The organism is Hydrogenophaga luteola (assembly GCF_042648585.1).
GTDB classification, from domain to species: domain Bacteria; phylum Pseudomonadota; class Gammaproteobacteria; order Burkholderiales; family Burkholderiaceae_C; genus Hydrogenophaga; species Hydrogenophaga luteola.
This window is the reverse complement of sequence record NZ_JBHRXX010000005.1, coordinates 501,128-515,878: the sequence shown is the minus strand read 5'-3', so window position 1 is coordinate 515,878 and position 14,751 is coordinate 501,128. Positions and strand designations below refer to the sequence as shown.

General features: G+C 68.8%; 17 protein-coding genes. 12 read left to right on the top strand and 5 right to left on the bottom strand.

Annotated features, from left to right (window positions below):
• Positions 1–8: 8 nt before the first annotated feature.
• The 8 genes from ACFOPI_RS12560 to ACFOPI_RS12525 all read left to right on the top strand — a co-directional run bounded on the left by ACFOPI_RS12560 (position 9) and on the right by ACFOPI_RS12525 (position 6,425).
• Positions 9–806: an enoyl-CoA hydratase/isomerase family protein gene (locus tag ACFOPI_RS12560; protein ID WP_382174304.1), complete on the top strand. Its 798-nt coding sequence runs from the start codon at positions 9–11 to the stop codon at positions 804–806.
• Entirely contained in the window at positions 803–2,725 is a 1,923-nt protein-coding gene (locus tag ACFOPI_RS12555; RefSeq protein WP_382174303.1) for an acetyl/propionyl/methylcrotonyl-CoA carboxylase subunit alpha, read from the top strand. The genes ACFOPI_RS12560 and ACFOPI_RS12555 overlap by 4 nt, the downstream gene beginning before the upstream one ends.
• The gene (locus ACFOPI_RS12550; RefSeq protein ID WP_382174302.1) at positions 2,722–3,888 is read left to right on the top strand and encodes an acyl-CoA dehydrogenase family protein; all 1,167 of its coding nucleotides are present in this window, start codon (positions 2,722–2,724) and stop codon (positions 3,886–3,888) included. The genes ACFOPI_RS12555 and ACFOPI_RS12550 overlap by 4 nt, the downstream gene beginning before the upstream one ends.
• On the top strand, positions 3,885–4,370 hold the full coding sequence (locus ACFOPI_RS12545; RefSeq protein WP_382174301.1) for a thioesterase family protein: 486 nt from the start codon (positions 3,885–3,887) through the stop codon (positions 4,368–4,370). Before ACFOPI_RS12550 ends, ACFOPI_RS12545 begins: the two co-directional genes overlap by 4 nt.
• A gap of 4 nt (positions 4,371–4,374) precedes the next feature.
• The gene (locus ACFOPI_RS12540) at positions 4,375–4,800 is read left to right on the top strand and encodes a signal peptide prediction (protein ID WP_382174299.1); all 426 of its coding nucleotides are present in this window, start codon (positions 4,375–4,377) and stop codon (positions 4,798–4,800) included.
• Positions 4,801–4,860: 60 nt separating this feature from the next.
• Positions 4,861–5,307 carry a hypothetical protein gene (locus ACFOPI_RS12535; RefSeq protein ID WP_382174297.1) on the top strand — a complete coding sequence of 149 codons (447 nt, stop codon included), beginning with the start codon at positions 4,861–4,863 and terminating at the stop codon, positions 5,305–5,307.
• A gap of 85 nt (positions 5,308–5,392) precedes the next feature.
• Entirely contained in the window at positions 5,393–5,794 is a 402-nt protein-coding gene (locus ACFOPI_RS12530; RefSeq protein WP_382174295.1) for a hypothetical protein, read from the top strand.
• Between the two features lie 43 nt (positions 5,795–5,837).
• Positions 5,838–6,425 carry a hypothetical protein gene (locus ACFOPI_RS12525; RefSeq protein ID WP_382174293.1) on the top strand — a complete coding sequence of 196 codons (588 nt, stop codon included), beginning with the start codon at positions 5,838–5,840 and terminating at the stop codon, positions 6,423–6,425.
• Positions 6,426–6,456: 31 nt separating this feature from the next.
• Here the strand turns inward: ACFOPI_RS12525 and ACFOPI_RS12520 are convergent, their stop codons facing one another.
• From ACFOPI_RS12520 to gcvA, 5 genes are all read right to left on the bottom strand, one after another.
• Positions 6,457–7,077, bottom strand: a complete 621-nt coding sequence (locus tag ACFOPI_RS12520) for a YdeI/OmpD-associated family protein (protein ID WP_382174291.1) — start codon at positions 7,075–7,077, stop codon at positions 6,457–6,459.
• Positions 7,074–7,466, bottom strand: a complete 393-nt coding sequence (locus tag ACFOPI_RS12515) for a DUF2784 domain-containing protein (protein ID WP_382174289.1) — start codon at positions 7,464–7,466, stop codon at positions 7,074–7,076. The genes ACFOPI_RS12520 and ACFOPI_RS12515 overlap by 4 nt, the downstream gene beginning before the upstream one ends.
• A gap of 39 nt (positions 7,467–7,505) precedes the next feature.
• Positions 7,506–7,724 (bottom strand): hypothetical protein, encoded by a 219-nt coding sequence (locus tag ACFOPI_RS12510; protein WP_382174287.1) that lies wholly within the window; start codon positions 7,722–7,724, stop codon positions 7,506–7,508.
• Between the two features lie 161 nt (positions 7,725–7,885).
• Positions 7,886–8,464 carry an amino acid synthesis family protein gene (locus ACFOPI_RS12505; RefSeq protein ID WP_382174286.1) on the bottom strand — a complete coding sequence of 193 codons (579 nt, stop codon included), beginning with the start codon at positions 8,462–8,464 and terminating at the stop codon, positions 7,886–7,888.
• Positions 8,465–8,508: 44 nt separating this feature from the next.
• Positions 8,509–9,468, bottom strand: a complete 960-nt coding sequence (gene gcvA / locus ACFOPI_RS12500) for a transcriptional regulator GcvA (RefSeq protein ID WP_382174284.1) — start codon at positions 9,466–9,468, stop codon at positions 8,509–8,511.
• A 164-nt stretch (positions 9,469–9,632) separates the two neighbouring features.
• Between gcvA and ACFOPI_RS12495 the strand changes: the two genes are divergently transcribed.
• Genes ACFOPI_RS12495 through ACFOPI_RS12480 form a run of 4 tightly spaced genes read left to right on the top strand, consistent with a single transcriptional unit; the run spans position 9,633 to position 14,725 of the window.
• The gene (locus ACFOPI_RS12495) at positions 9,633–11,363 is read left to right on the top strand and encodes a tannase/feruloyl esterase family alpha/beta hydrolase (RefSeq protein WP_382174283.1); all 1,731 of its coding nucleotides are present in this window, start codon (positions 9,633–9,635) and stop codon (positions 11,361–11,363) included.
• A gap of 24 nt (positions 11,364–11,387) precedes the next feature.
• Positions 11,388–12,584, top strand: coding sequence for an acyl-CoA dehydrogenase (locus ACFOPI_RS12490; protein WP_382174281.1), 1,197 nt, complete (start codon positions 11,388–11,390; stop codon positions 12,582–12,584).
• Positions 12,581–13,801, top strand: a complete 1,221-nt coding sequence (locus ACFOPI_RS12485) for a CaiB/BaiF CoA transferase family protein (RefSeq protein ID WP_382174279.1) — start codon at positions 12,581–12,583, stop codon at positions 13,799–13,801. The genes ACFOPI_RS12490 and ACFOPI_RS12485 overlap by 4 nt, the downstream gene beginning before the upstream one ends.
• 57 nt (positions 13,802–13,858) lie before the next feature.
• On the top strand, positions 13,859–14,725 hold the full coding sequence (locus ACFOPI_RS12480; RefSeq protein ID WP_382174278.1) for a fumarylacetoacetate hydrolase family protein: 867 nt from the start codon (positions 13,859–13,861) through the stop codon (positions 14,723–14,725).
• Positions 14,726–14,751 lie beyond the last annotated feature (26 nt).

Below are 14,751 nucleotides of genomic sequence, written 5' to 3'. Positions count from 1 at the left end.
GGCAGGGCATGAGCAGCTTTCTGGTGGTGCGGCAGGGCGACAGCGAGCGCTGGACGCTCAACGACCCGGCCACGCGCAACGCGCTGTCGGACGCGATGGTGGTCGCCCTGTTCGAGTCCTGCCTGCGGGCCAAAGCCGACGACCATCTGCGCACGGTGGTACTCACCGGCGCGGCCGGCGCCTTCTGCGCGGGCGGCAGCCTGGGCCATTTCGCGAGCGCCATTGGCCAGCCGCTGACCGATGGTGCGCACGACCCGCTGATCACCGCCAACCGCGCCTTCGGCGACGTGCTGTACGCGCTGACCGAATTGCCCCAGCTGCTGGTGGTGGCGGTGGACGGGCCGGCCATGGGCGGTGGCTTCGGCCTGGCCTGTTGCGGCGATGTGGTGCTGGCCACGCAACGCTCGGTGTTCGCCACGCCCGAGGTCACGCTGGGCCTGCCGCCGGCGCAGATCGCGCCCTTCGTGTGGCGGCGCCTGGGCGACCGCGCCGCTCGCGACTGCCTGCTCTCGGGCCGGCACTTCAGCGCCAGCGAAGCGCGCGATCTCGGGCTGGTGAACGACGTGGTGGCCGTCGGCGAGATGGAAATCGCGCTGGCCGACACGCTGGCGCGGCACCGCGCGTCGGCCCCCGGCGCCACTGCGGCCACCAAGCAGCTGCTGCGCCGTCTGCACGGCCCGCTGCCCGACCTGCGCGACGAAGCCGCCATCGCCTTTGCGTCGGCCTTGCGCGGACCGGAGGCCGCGGCTGGTCTCAGGGCCTTCGCGCGCAAGCAGCCCGCACCGTGGGTGGAGGGCGGTGTATGAAGCGGCTGCTCATCGCCAACCGCGGCGAGATCGCGCGCCGCATCATCCGCACCGCGCGGCGCTTGGGGCTGTCGACGGTGGCCGTCCACTCTGACGCCGACCGCGGTGCCCTGCATGTGCGCGAGGCCGACTCCGCCGTGGCCCTGGGCGGCACCGCCTCGGCCGACAGCTACCTGCGCATTCACAAGCTGATCGACGCCGCGCACGCCAGCGGCGCCGACGCGGTGCACCCGGGCTACGGCTTCCTGAGTGAGAACGCCGACTTCGCGCAGGCCGTGATCGACGCCGGCCTCACCTGGGTCGGCCCGCCGCCAGCGGCCATCCACGCGCTGGGCAGCAAGTCCGCGGCCAAGGCGGTGGCGCTGCGGCAGGGTGTGCCGGTGCTGCCCGGCTACTTCGGCGCCGACCAGTCCGAGGCCACCTTTGCTGCCGAGGCGTTGCGCATCGGCTACCCCGTCATGGTCAAGGCCGTGGCCGGCGGGGGCGGGCGCGGCATGCGCCTCGTGCACAGCGCCGAGCAACTGCCCGCCGCGCTGCAGAGCGCACGTTCCGAGGCACTGGCGGGTTTCGGCAACGGCGACCTGCTGATCGAGCGCGCCTTGCTCAACCCGCGCCACGTCGAGGTGCAGGTGTTCGCCGACGCGCACGGGCACTGCATCCACCTGGGCGAACGCGACTGCTCGGTGCAGCGGCGCCACCAGAAGATCATCGAAGAATCGCCCAGCCCTGCCGTCTCGCCCGAACTGCGGGCGGAACTGGGGCGCTGCGCGGTCGCACTGGCGCAGGGTGCGGGCTACGTGGGCGCGGGCACGGTGGAGTTTCTGCTCGACGGCGACCAGTTCTTCTTGATGGAGATGAACACACGCTTGCAGGTCGAGCATCCGGTGACTGAGATGTTGACTGGCTTGGACCTGGTCGAGTGGCAACTCAGAGTCGCCCGCGGCGAACCCCTGCCGCTGACGCAAGACCAGGTGCAGCTCCGCGGCCACGCCATCGAGGTCCGCCTCTGCGCCGAAGACGAACACTTCACCCCCCACGCCGGCACGGTGCAGCGCTTTGCCGAACCGCCGCTCCCCGAAGGCCTGCGTTTCGATCACGCGCTCGAAAGCGGAACCGAGGTCACTCCGCACTACGACGCCATGCTCGGCAAGCTGATCGCCCACGCGCCGACCCGCCGCGAGGCCATCGCCAGGCTCGCGCACGCGCTGGACGACACGGTGTTGCTCGGCCTGCCCAGCAACCGCGCCTTTCTCGCGGCCTGCCTGCGCCACCCGGTGTTCGCCGATGGTGGGGCGACCATTCCCTTCCTGGCCGACCATGGCCAGAGCATCCGCGAGGCGCTGGACCCGCCGCACGAAGCGAAGCTGGCCGCCGCACTGGCTGCCGTCTGGCTGGGCCGGGGTGCCACGGCGCTGCCCAGCCCCTTCGCGCGCCCGCTGCGGTTGAAGGTGGGCCAGATCATGCTGGACCTCAGCGTCCGGGAACTGGGCCATGGCGCGCTGCAGGTGCAGGCCGGTGAACGCCTGCATGCGGCGCACATCGGCACGAACACCATCGCAGTGGACGGCCTGGCTCGGGCCGCCGAGGTGGTGCGGCAGGCCGACGGCCAGTGCCATGTGCGCTGGGGCGCCCACGATCTGTGGCTGCAGGACCTGAGCCTCACGGCGGCCCTGAGCGCGGGCCAAGGCCCTGCCGCGCGCGAGCTGCGGGCCCCGTTCAACGGCAAGCTGGTGTCCCTGGCGGTGCAGCCCGGCCAGCGCGTCGCGCGCGGGCAGGTGCTGCTGACCATCGAGAGCATGAAGATCGAACACCAGATCAGCGCACCGCGCGATGCGACCGTGTCCGGCGTGACCGTGGTGGCGGGGCAGCAGCTGGTGCCAGGACAAGTGCTGGCCATCTTCGCGGAGGAAGCCGCATGAGCACCGCCACCGCCACCGATTTCGACGCCGCTGATCTGCAGGCGCTCACCGACACCGTGCGCCGCTTCGCCCTGGAACGCGTGCGCCCCCACCTCGACACCTGGGAGGCCGCTGGCGAGATCCCGCGCGGGCTCTACCGCGAGGCCGCCGATCTCGGCCTGCTCGGCCTGGGCTACCCCGAGCACCTGGGCGGCACGCCCGCGCCCTGGCGCGCGCGCAACGCGCTGTCGCAGACCCTGGCACGCCACGGCACCAGCGGCGGCCTCATGGCCAGCCTGTTCTCGCTCAACATCGGCCTGCCGCCGGTGCTGGCGCACGGCTCGCCCGAACTGCAGGCCGAGGTGGTGCCGCCCGTGCTGCGCGGCGAGCGCATCGCGGCCCTGGGCATCACCGAACCCGGCGGCGGCTCGGACGTGGCCGCGCTGCGCACCACCGCGCGGCGCGAGGGTGACGAGTACGTGATCGACGGCGAGAAGGTCTTCATCACCTCCGGCCTGCGTTGCGACTGGCTCACGCTCGCCGTCCGCACCGACGCCAGCAACAAGGGCGCCAGCGGCATCAGCATGGTCGTGGTGCCCATGGACAGGCCCGGCATCACGCGCAGCGCGCTGCAGAAGATGGGCTGGCACTGCTCGGACACCGCCCATCTGCGCTTCGACGGCGTTCGTGTGCCGGTGCGCTACCGCCTGGGCGAAGAGGGCTCGGGGTTTCGCATGATCATGGGCAACTTCAATGGCGAGCGCCTTGCCATGAGCGCGATGGCACTCGGTTTTGCGCAGGCCTGCTACGACGAGGCGCTCGACTGGGCGCGCCAGCGACAGACCTTCGGCACGCCGCTGATCGAACGCCAGGTGATCCGCCACAAGCTCATGGACATGCGCATGCGCATCGAAAGCACCCAGGCCTGGGTGGACGCCGTCACCGCGCGGGCCGACGCTGGCGACCAGGGCGCCGACTGGGTCAGCCACGTGTGCCTGCTCAAGAACCACGCCACGCAGGCCATGCAGTTCTGCGCCGATGTGGCTGTGCAGATCCTTGGCGGCATGGGCTTCATGCGCGGCACCGCCAGCGAACGCATCTACCGCGAGGTCAAGGTGATGATGATCGGCGGCGGCGCCGAAGAGATCATGAAAGAGCTCGCCGCACGACAATCCGGACTATGAGCAAAACCCCACCACCGCTGCCCGCCGAGTTCGAGCCCGAGTTCATTGCCGGCCTCAAGGCCATCTTCGAAGAGAAGATCGTGTTCAACCAGGTGCTGGGCCTGAAGATCACCAGCCTGCTGCCCGAGCGCGTGACCGCGCGCATCGACATGCGGCACGAGCTGATCGGCCACTACAGCCACAACCGCGTGCACGGCGGCGTCATCAGCGCCGGGCTCGACGCCATGGGCGGCCTGGCCTGCATGGCCGCCATCGGCGCGCGCCACATGGACGAAACCCCCGAGCAGCGCCTGCACCGCTTCGGCAAGCTCGGCACCATCGACCTGCGCATCGACTACCTGCGCCCCGGCATCGGCGAACACTTCGAACTCAGCGCCGAGGTGCTGCGCCTGGGCTCGCGCGTCGCGTCCACGCGCATGGAGTTCCGCGGTGCGGACGGCAAGCTGCTGTCCTGCGGCTCGGGCGCGTACATCGTCTCCTGAAGCGATGGCACTAAGGGGCCGCCGCACCGGCCGCCCGACCGGCCTGTTCCGGCGCTGGGCGCTGCGGCTCTGGGCCTCGCCCACCACGCTCATCGGTCTGGCGCTCGGCCTGCTGCTGGTGCCTTGCGGCGCGCGCATGCGCATCGTGGATGGCGTGATCGAGATCGCCGCCCTGCGCCACGCGCCGCGCCGCCGCTGGCCCTTTGCGGCCATCACCTTCGGCCACGTCATCGTCGGCACGCATGCGCAGGAACTGCAGCGCCTGCGCGCACACGAGCGGGTGCATGTGCGCCAGTGCGAACGCTGGGGGCCGCTGTTCCTGCCGGCCTACCTGCTGGCCGGGGCGTGGCAGCGGATGCGCGGGCGGGATGCCTATTGGGACAACCCGTTTGAGGTGGAGGCGCGGCGGCTGGGTGGGCAAGAGGTGTGACCGGATGCTTGCGGGCGACGTGGTTTACTTGCAGATTCTTCGCAAGATCCGTTTTTTGCTATGGCCATTGAAATCACCAAGGAAGCCTGCATCGAGTCACTCCGCGTCAAGCTGTTGGCATTTGCTGAGCTCTATTCCCAGGATGATCCATCAGGAACGTTTTCTGCAGCAATCAGAGCCCACGCCGAGTTGGCGTCGACGAGCACCAGCCTGACTTTTCTGCGGCGTTTTTCCGCAGAAGCCGACGTTGTTCTTCGAGAAACGCTGGAGGCGGAGGCATTGGTAAAGTTCGCCGAGGAACTGAGCAAACGAGGTGTCAACGATTTGCACATTCCCAAGCTTCCCACGGTCCGCCGCCTTCGCTCTATTCTGAAGAGTGGAGTTGTCAAGAATGAAGAGCAGCTTTCTCTCGTTCGCTCTGCGCTTGACCACAACTCCTATGGGCAGTTGGAGCCAGAGGAACTTGTCCGCCTGGGACAACTGTTTGACGAGTATTCGTGCAAGTGATTGAAGCACTCGTCATCGCAATTCGAACCCCAGTCAGCTTCCAGGTTCGGCCGTCTCACTCATAACGACGGCGCACAATCCCCGAATGCCCTCCGACGCCTTGATCCGCATCGTGGCCCTCTGCGTGGTGCTCGCCAGCGCCGAGACCTTGCACGGCATCGTGCGCACGGTGTGGGTGGTGCCGCGCATCGGCAAGGATCTCGCCATCCGCCTGAGTGCGCTGACCGGCTCGCTGCTCGCGCTGGGCATCTGCTGGCTGCTGGTGCCACCCATCGGGTTGACCGGGGCGGCGCAGCATCTGGCCCTGGGGGTGGTGCTGGTGGCGTTCATGGCCGCTTTCGACATCGGCATCGGCATGCTGTTGATGCGTAAGCCCTGGCGCAAGGTGGCGCCGGACTTTGATCCGCGCACCGGCAACTACCTGTCATTCGGGCTGGCGTTTCTGCTGGTCGTGCCCTGGCTGGTCTGGTCGTTCTCACGCGGATAATTCCCGCGCCCGCATGTGGCGGGTGAGTACATCAGGGGGAAACATGTTCAAGAAAAGCATCCGCGCGCGTGCGCGGTTTTCGCTGCTGTCTGCGGCCATGGTGTTGGCTGCGGCTAGCGCTCAGGCCGCCGACGATTCAGCCAGCGCCTGGTATGTCGGCACGTTTTCGGGTTCGGTCGTCGACTCGGGTTCAACCACCCGGATCACGCTCGACTGTCGCAGCCCGCTCGCGTGCGCAGTGGAAATGACGACCATGTCCGAAAGCGCCGCTCCGGCCAGTCATCGTCCCGACACGGGGGCGCCCAGGCCGATGTCGGCGCAGCTTCCCAACGGCGAACTGCAAGGTGTGAGGGCGGCGGTCAAGGACGAGCCTGGTTTGCTGGCCCATCCCCGGTTCGGGCAGATGCTCACCCGGCTGCAGCCGCTGATCAAGGGCGCTGACAAGCTGACCGCCTGTGTCGATCTGACAGTCGACGCCACCGAATCGATGGGCGTGTGCTCTCTTTCCTCGGACGCCGCGGCCAAACAGTCGCTGGTCATGGTGCTGGCGACCATGAATGGCTCCTGCGGCAACCTGCCTTTCTGCGCTTACTACCTCATCCCCTTGACCCGGCAGGGCAGCGGCGGCTGAGCCTGCTTTCTCTGAGGGCCATGCCCGCGGGTCAGCGCTCGTTCGCCCCCTTGCCCGCCAGGATGTGCGGTCGTGCCTTCTCGATGCGGGCCACGCGCGTGGCCGAGGTCTTGGCCGAGCTGAGAAGGATCGCGTAGCTGCGCTGGCGGCCCGGGGTGAGCCGGTGGAAGGCCTCGGCCAGTTCGGGGTCCGCGTCCATCGCGTCGACCAGCTCGTCGGGCAGTTCCAGCGCCAGCGCGACCTTCGGCGGGCGGATGCCCGCATCGGCATAGGCCATGGCTTCGAGCAGGTAAGCGCGGATGGCGGCGGCGCGCTGCTCGACCTGCTCGGTGGCGGTGAACCGGATCGAGTCGGGGTGCTGCGTGTTGGGCCCCTGCCGTTCCAGCAGACCTTCGGGGTCCTTCATCAGCGCGGCGTTGAAGAAGTTGAGCCGGAAGTCGCCCTGCAGCGCGCCGATGAGCGCGATGTTGCGTCCGGCGTGCATGTAGCAGGGGTGTCCCCATTTCACCGTCTCGACCAGACCCGCCGAGCGGCAGATGGCGCGCAGACCGGTCAGGCCGGCGTGCCAATGGTTGGCCGAGCAGGCGGGGGTGTCGAAGCGCTCGCAGCGGCCGCAACCCTTGGAAAAGAAGTCTTCGATGTCCGTGATCATTGGTCCGTCCTTACCCACCTCCAGGCACCTGCCACCAGCCCTGCAAACCCGGTGTACGCGGCCACAAACACCCACCAGGGCAGGTCCCAGTACAGCAGCCGAGAGAGCCAGTGCTCGATGAAGCTTTCGCCATAAATGTCCTGCCCGGCCAGCCGCCGCAGGTCCTGTTCCCACACCGTCAGCGGGCACAGCCGCCCCAGCCAGGCCTGGGCGGCAATGAAGAGCATCAGGCCCAGATGTGTGAGCCGCAGGCCGCGGTGGCGCACCCAGCGCCAGCCGCGCGCGCCACCCACGAGCACCAGCGGCAGCAGGCCCACCACGAAGAGCACGATGCCCACATGCAGCGCCAGCAGGGCGTCGGCGAGCAGGGCGGCGGTGGTCGGTGTCATGCCACCCGTCCGCGCCGGTGGTGCGAAGGGCTCACGCCGTCACTTGCGCGCGCTCACCAGCAGCACGAGGCCGCCCGCCACGATGGCGGCCACGCCGGCCCACACGGGGATGTTGACCCGGTTTTCTTCCTTGACCTTGAGTTCCAGTGGTCCCAGTTTGGCGGCGGTGCTTTCCGTCGTGTACGAGAAGCCGCCGTACACCAGGGCGGCGATCCCGGCGACGATGACGATCAATGCAGCGATGCGTGCGATTCCCATGGTGCTGGCTCCTGAAGAAGGGGGCGTGTGGACTGGTGGCGCCATTGGACCCGGTCCACCAATTCGCGTTCGTAGGATAGGTCCTATGCCCGCCGTAGGCCAGAGTCGCGGACGCCAGAAAACCGCCATCGCACCGGGCGTGGCGGCTTGTGCAGGTGCTGTCAGCGCTGCCCGTCGTGCACCGCGATCTGATCCGCCGTGAGACCACCCAGGCGCGAATGGATGCGCCCGCCGTCTGCCATCGCCAGGCCGAACACGATTTCGTCGGGCCGCGGCCCGTCCTGGATGCCCACCTCCATGGTGTTGAAGTGGCTGCGCACGTAGGCCGCGTGGATGTGGTGCAGCGGCATCATCAGCCGGTAGCCGGCGCTGGCCACGGCCTTGGCGGCGGGCACGATGGCCTTGGGTTCGCCCAGCACCGCGCGCATGGCCCAGCCACCCGCTTCGTGCCACACCGCCCCGTGTTCGAGTTCGCCGTTCACGCCCACGATGGCGGCCTTGCCGTAGGCCTGCACATGGTCGCGTCCGAGCACCTGCACCAGTTCCTCGGCCAGTTCGCGTCCGAGCGTGCGCAGCTCGGCCATGAAGGGCAGCAGGTCGGGTTCGTAGCGCCCCGCGTAGGGGTTGCGCACCACGGCCAGCGCGGCGGCCATGCGCAGCGGCACCGCGGGTGGCGGCCCTCCTTCGTGGAAGACGGTTTCGACGAGCAGCTGGCGTTTGCGAACCTGTATCAGTGACATGGCGGTATGGGCTGGTGAGGGGTTGAGAGATGGGCGTGCCCGGCTCAGGTGGCGCGGGCACGAGGTTGCGGTTTCGCGCGGAGCAGGCGTTCCTGCTCGGCCGAGGCGTTGTAGGTGGCCATCTCATCGATGAGCCAGGCCTTGAAGATTTCCAGCACCGGGTTGTCGGCCTTGCGTTCGGGGATTGACAGGTAGTACGCGCGGTCGCTGGGGCAGAAGTGCTGCACCGGGATCACCAGGCGGCCCGAGGTCAGGTCGTCGCCGATGTCGTACTCGGGCACCAGGGCCACGCCCAGTCCGACCGCCGCAGCCTGCAGCGACATGAAAAACAGCTCATAGCGCGGACCGGCCAGCTCGTTGCCCGGCACGTAGCCGATGGACTCGAACCACTGGCGCCAGGCGTAGGGCCGCGTGCTCTGCTGCAGCAGCGGCAGCTCCGCCAGCTGCTGCGGTGTGAGCTTCTTGCGCGGGGCGATCAGGGCCGGGCTGCACACCGGCACCAGGGTCTCGTCCATCAGGTGGGTGGTGACCGCGCCGGGCCAGTGGCCGTCGCCCGCGTAAATGGCCGCGTCCATGGTGGTGTCGTCGAACAGGAAGGGGCGTGTGCGGCTGGAGAGGTTGAGCGTGATGTCGGGGTGGAGCTCGGCGAAGCCGGCCAGCCGAGGCAGCAGCCAGCGGGTGCCGAAGGTGGGCACCACAGCGAGTTCCAGCCGGCCGCCGCGCCCGCCGCGGGTCATGAGGTTGAGTGTGTCGAGCTCGATCTGTTCAAGGTGCCGCGACACCTGGCGGTGGTAGGTGACACCGGCCTCGGTCAGCAGCACACCGCGGCGCGAGCGCCGGAACAGGCTCACGCCCAGGAACTGCTCCAGACCGGCGATCTGGCGGCAGATGGCGCTTTGCGTGAGGGACAGCTCTTCGGCCGCCTCGGTGAAGCTCGCGTGGCGTGCCGCGGCCTCGAAGGCGCTCAGCGCAGCGGTACTCGGAATCTTGCGTCGAGAGGTCATGACTGGCTTTCGAAGTGCGTTTTATGCACTACTGATTGCAAACAAATCGTTTGATACGTCTGATTCTGGCCCGTACATTTCGGAAAAGTCAAACACGAAGTTCGTTTATTGCACTTCATAACAAGGCGCCCGCCGAGACGGGGGAGCCGACGGAGACCCGCACCATGCACCGACCCCTTGCCTTGCCGAGCCTTGCGCTCGCCACCCTGACCCTGGTGGCGGGCTGTGCCACCACCGCGCAACCGCCGCGGCTGGGCGTGGCCTCGCCCGCTCCGCTGCAGCAGTGCAGCGAACTCATCGGCGCGTTCAGCTTCGCTGGCGCACGTTTCACCGCTGCCACGTTGGAGCCGGTGGGCCGCCTGGTGAACGCTGGCCAGACGGTGGGCGAGCACTGCCGGGTGACCGGTCGGATGAACGAGCGTGTGAGCCCGGTCGACGGCCAGACCTACGCCATCGGCTTCGAGATGCGCCTGCCCCGGGACTGGAACGGGCGCTTCCTCTACCAGGGCAACGGCGGCACGGACGGCAATGTCGTCACCGCAGACGGCGGCAACTCGCTGGGCAGCGGCGGCCTGTTGCGCAACGCCTTGCAGCGGGGCTTCGCGGTGATCAGCTCTGACGGTGGGCACAGCAGCGCCCAGAACCCGCTGTTCGGCCTGGACCCGCAGGCGCGCCGCGACTACGGCTACAACGCCATCGGCACGCTCACGCCCATGGCCAAGGCGCTGATCCAGCGCGCCTACGGCAAGGCGCCCGACCGCTCCTACATCGGCGGCACGTCCAACGGCGGCCGCCAGGCGCTGGTGGCGGCCACGCGGTACGCGGACCAGTTCGACGGCGTGCTGGCGCAGTCGCCCGGCATCCACCTGCCGCGGGCCTCGGTGGCCAACCTCTCCAACGTGAAGCGCTGGGACACCGTGGTCATCACCCGCGAGGTCAACGGCCAGCCCGACTACGAGTCGGCCCTGCCCCCGGCGGAGCGCGAGCTCGTGGCGCGCGCCGTGCTGGCGCGCTGCGACGCACTCGACGGCCTGAGCGACGGACTGGTGAACGACGTGGAGGCCTGCCGGACCGCGTTTGACCCGGCGCGCGACCTGCCCACCTGCAGCGGCGCGCGCGATGGCAGCTGCCTGAGCGCGGCGCAGAAAGCGGTGCTCGCAGCGGTCCACGCACCGGCGCGCAACGGTGCGGGCGCGGTGGTCTACAGCGGCTTCCCCTTCGACCCGGGCATCCGCCACCCCGGCTGGGCCGAGTGGAAGTTCCGCAGCTCGGTGCGCACGGCTCGCAACCCGGTGTCGGTGGGCTTCATCTTTTCTTCACCGCCGGTGGCCGACCTGGCCATGGCCACCGACACCCGCAAGAGCGCCGCCTTCGCACTGGCCTTCGACATCGACCGCGACGGCAGCAAGATCTTCGCCACCAGCGGTGTCTACACCGACAAGGCGCTGGACTTCATGGGCACGCTGGAGGCGCCCGAGTTCGATCGCCTGCGCCAGCGCGGCGGCAAGGTGCTGGTGTTCCACGGCACGGCCGACCCAATCTTCTCCAGCGACCACACCCAGGCCTGGTACCGCGCGCTGGACGCGCACCAGCAGGGCCGCGCTGCGGAGTTCGCCCGCCTGTTCCTGGTGCCGGGCCAGGGCCATTCGCGCGGTGGTCCGGCCACCGAGCAGTACGACGGCCTGGACGCGCTGGTCGACTGGGTGGAGCACGGCCGTGCGCCCGAACGCATCGTGGCCGGCGCACGCGGCGCGGGCAACCCGGGCGGCGCCAACCCCGACGTCCCGGCTGGCTGGTCACCCAGCCGCACCCGCCCGCTGTGCCCCTGGCCGCTGCTGGCGCGCTACACCGGCGGCGACCCCGAATCCGCCGCCAGCTTCGCCTGCCAGCGCTGACCTTTCTTCTACGAGCCCTTGTCCATGTCCACCACCCCATTTCTCTGGGACGACCCCTTCCTGCTCGAACAGCAGCTCGACGCCGACGAGCGCGCCATTCGCGACGCCGCCGCGGCGTATGCGCAATCCGAGCTCGCACCGCGCGTGCTGACGGCGTTTCGCGAAGGCCGCACCGACCCGGCCCTGTTCCGCGAGATGGGCGCCCTCGGCCTGCTCGGATCCACGCTGCCGACCACCCACGGCGGCGCTGGTCTGAATTACGTCTGCTACGGCCTGATCGCCCGCGAGATCGAGCGCATCGACTCGGGCTACCGCACCATGCTCAGCGTGCAGTCCAGCCTGGTGATGCTGCCCATCCATGCGTTCGGCAGCGAGGAACAGCGCCAGCGTTACCTGCCGCGTCTGGCCACGGGCGAGCTGATCGGCTGCTTCGGTCTGACCGAGCCGGACAGCGGCTCCGACCCGGCCAGTCTGTCCACCCGCGCCACCCGTGTGCCCGGCGGCTTCAGCCTGAGCGGCGCCAAGATGTGGATCACCAACAGCCCGATCGCCGATGTGTTCGTGGTCTGGGCCCAGCTGGCCGACGAGGAGAGCGGGCGCGACCAGATTCGCGGTTTCATTCTGGAAAAGGGCTGGAAGGGCCTGACCGCGCCCGAGATTCCGGGCAAGGTCGGCATGCGGGCATCGGTCACCGGCCAGATCGTGATGGATGCGGTGTTCGTGCCGGCCGAGAACCTGCTGCCCGGCGTGAAGGGGCTCAAGGGCCCGTTCACCTGCCTGGACAGCGCGCGCTACGGCATCGCCTGGGGCGCGTTCGGTGCGGCCGAAGACTGCTGGCACCGCGCGCGCCGCTACGTGCTGGACCGAAAGCAGTTCGGCCGGCCGCTGGCTGCCAACCAGCTGGTGCAGAAGAAGCTGGCCGACATGCAGACCGAGATCGCGCTGGGCCTGCAGGGCTGCCTGCGGTTCGGACGCATGAAGGACGCGGGCACCGCCTCGGTGGAATTGACCAGCATGCTCAAGCGCAACAGCTGTGGCAAGGCGCTGGACATCGCCCGCGTGGCGCGTGACATGCTGGGCGGCAACGGCATCAGCGACGAGTTCGGCGTGGCCCGCCACCTGGTGAACCTGGAGGTGGTCAACACCTACGAGGGCACGCACGACATCCACGCGCTGATCCTCGGTCGCGCACAAACCGGCCTGCAGGCGTTTGCATCATGAACCACGAATCCACCCCACAAGGCGGCGCGCTCTCGCACCTCAAGGTGCTCGACCTATCGCGCGTGCTCGCAGGTCCCTGGGCCAGCCAGATGCTGGCCGACATGGGCGCCGAGGTGATCAAGATCGAACACCCTGAGCGTGGCGACGACACGCGCGGCTGGGGCCCGCCCTACCTGAAGGACCCGCAGGGCCAGCCGCTGGAGTCGGCGTACTTCCTCTGCGCCAACCGCAACAAGCAGTCGGTGGCGCTGGACATGGCCACGCCCGAAGGCCAGCGACAGATCCGCGAGCTGGCGCTGCGCGCCGACGTGCTGATCGAGAACTTCAAGGTCGGCGGGCTGGCGCGTTACGGCCTGGACTACGCCAGCCTGAGCGCGCTCAACCCGCGCCTGATCTACTGCTCCATCACCGGTTTCGGCCAGACCGGCCCCTACGCCCAGCGCCCCGGCTACGACTTCATGGTGCAGGGCATGGGCGGGCTGATGAGCCTGACCGGTGTGCCCGATGGCGAGGACGGCGCCGGCCCGATGAAGGTGGGTGTGGCGCTGACCGACGTGCTCACCGGCCTGCACGCGGTGTCCGGCATCCTGGCGGCGGTGGCCTGGCGCGAGCGCTCGGGCGAGGGCCAGCACATCGATCTCGCGCTGCTGGATGTGCAGGTGGCGTGCCTGGCCAACCAGGCGCAGAACTACCTCATCACGGGGCAGTCGCCGCGCCGGCTGGGCAACGCCCATCCGAGCATCGTGCCGTACCAGTCTTTCCCCACCGCCGACGGCGAGATGATCCTGGCCGTCGGCAACGACAGCCAGTTCGCCTCGTTCTGCCAGGTGGCCGGACGTGCCGAGTGGTCGACCGACCCGCGCTTTGCCACCAACGCCGCCCGCGTGGCGCACCGCGCCGAACTGGTGCCGCTGCTGCGCCAGGTGACGGTGCAGCGCAGCACCGCGCAGTGGATCGCCGCGCTGGAAACCGCCAACGTGCCCTGCGGCCCGATCAACACGCTGGAGCAGGTGTTTGCCGATCCGCATGTGCAGGCGCGGGGCCTGCGCGTCGAGCTGCCGCACCCCGTGGCCGGCACCACGCCGGGCGTGGCCAGCCCGCTGCGTTTCTCCAAAACCCCGGTGCAGTACCGACGGGCAGCACCGGCGCTGGGCGCGGACACGGCGGCCGTGCTGACCGATCTGCAGGCCGCCAGATCCCCCGATCATCCGGAGTGAGGGTGCCCAGCACCTGAATCCTTGTGTCTCATCGTTCCTTGTCCAGAAAGAACCCATATGAAACTTCTGTCGTTTGAATACCAGGGCCGCGCCTCCTGGGGCGCCGTCGTCGGCGAACACGTGGCCGATCTCGGCCGCGCCTACCCGCAATACCCCACGCTGCAGGCCTACATCGCGGCCGGCCGCACCCTCCAGGCGGGTGCCGATGCCGCCAGCGTGCCGGCCGACATTCCCTTGTCGGCGATCCGCTTCCTGCCGGTGATTCCGCAGCCGGAAAAGATCGTCTGCGCGATCCGCAACTACCACGACCACCACCGCGAGGTCGTGGCCGCCGGGTTGGACCGCGAGCTCTCGGCACACCCGCCCATCTTCCTGCGCGTCTGGCGTTCGCAGGTGGCGCACGGCCAGCCCATCCTGCGCCCGCACTGTTCCGATTCGCTGGACTGGGAGGGTGAACTGGCCGTCATCATCGGCAAGCCGGGCCGCAACATTCCCGAGGCCCAGGCCCACGAGCACATCGCCGGCTACTCGATCTACAACGACGCCAGCATCCGCGAGTGGCAGTTCCACGCCAAGGCCATCTGCGCCGGCAAGAACTTCGAGTCCACCGGCGCCTTCGGCCCCTGGATGGTGACGACCGACGAGATCGCGCCGGACCGCCCGCTCAAGCTGGTCACCCGGCTGAGCGGTGAACAGATGCAGTCCACCACCACCGACGACATGATCTTCTCGGTGGCGCAACAGATCGCCTACGCCTCGACCATCTTCACCCTGGTGCCAGGCGACGTCATCGTCACCGGCACACCGGGTGGCGTGGGCTGGAGCAAGAAGCCGCCCCGTTTCATGGTGCCGGGCGATGTGGTGGAGGTCGAAATCGAAGGCATCGGCGTCCTGCGCAACCCCGTCGAACAGGCACCGCAGTAATTCATTCCATACCTACAGGAGACAAG

Coding starts and splice junctions, on each gene's coding strand:
- ACFOPI_RS12535 (WP_382174297.1), top strand. CDS start 4,861: ATGGCCATTGAAATCACCAAGGAAGCCTGCATCGAGTCACTCCGCGTC.
- ACFOPI_RS12510 (WP_382174287.1), bottom strand. CDS start 7,724: ATGGGAATCGCACGCATCGCTGCATTGATCGTCATCGTCGCCGGGATC.
- ACFOPI_RS12490 (WP_382174281.1), top strand. CDS start 11,388: ATGTCCACCACCCCATTTCTCTGGGACGACCCCTTCCTGCTCGAACAG.
- gcvA (WP_382174284.1), bottom strand. CDS start 9,468: ATGACCTCTCGACGCAAGATTCCGAGTACCGCTGCGCTGAGCGCCTTC.
- ACFOPI_RS12520 (WP_382174291.1), bottom strand. CDS start 7,077: ATGATCACGGACATCGAAGACTTCTTTTCCAAGGGTTGCGGCCGCTGC.
- ACFOPI_RS12495 (WP_382174283.1), top strand. CDS start 9,633: ATGCACCGACCCCTTGCCTTGCCGAGCCTTGCGCTCGCCACCCTGACC.
- ACFOPI_RS12485 (WP_382174279.1), top strand. CDS start 12,581: ATGAACCACGAATCCACCCCACAAGGCGGCGCGCTCTCGCACCTCAAG.
- ACFOPI_RS12515 (WP_382174289.1), bottom strand. CDS start 7,466: ATGACACCGACCACCGCCGCCCTGCTCGCCGACGCCCTGCTGGCGCTG.
- ACFOPI_RS12530 (WP_382174295.1), top strand. CDS start 5,393: ATGCCCTCCGACGCCTTGATCCGCATCGTGGCCCTCTGCGTGGTGCTC.
- ACFOPI_RS12505 (WP_382174286.1), bottom strand. CDS start 8,464: ATGTCACTGATACAGGTTCGCAAACGCCAGCTGCTCGTCGAAACCGTC.
- ACFOPI_RS12525 (WP_382174293.1), top strand. CDS start 5,838: ATGTTCAAGAAAAGCATCCGCGCGCGTGCGCGGTTTTCGCTGCTGTCT.
- ACFOPI_RS12545 (WP_382174301.1), top strand. CDS start 3,885: ATGAGCAAAACCCCACCACCGCTGCCCGCCGAGTTCGAGCCCGAGTTC.
- ACFOPI_RS12540 (WP_382174299.1), top strand. CDS start 4,375: ATGGCACTAAGGGGCCGCCGCACCGGCCGCCCGACCGGCCTGTTCCGG.
- ACFOPI_RS12560 (WP_382174304.1), top strand. CDS start 9: ATGAGCAGCTTTCTGGTGGTGCGGCAGGGCGACAGCGAGCGCTGGACG.
- ACFOPI_RS12550 (WP_382174302.1), top strand. CDS start 2,722: ATGAGCACCGCCACCGCCACCGATTTCGACGCCGCTGATCTGCAGGCG.
- ACFOPI_RS12480 (WP_382174278.1), top strand. CDS start 13,859: ATGAAACTTCTGTCGTTTGAATACCAGGGCCGCGCCTCCTGGGGCGCC.
- ACFOPI_RS12555 (WP_382174303.1), top strand. CDS start 803: ATGAAGCGGCTGCTCATCGCCAACCGCGGCGAGATCGCGCGCCGCATC.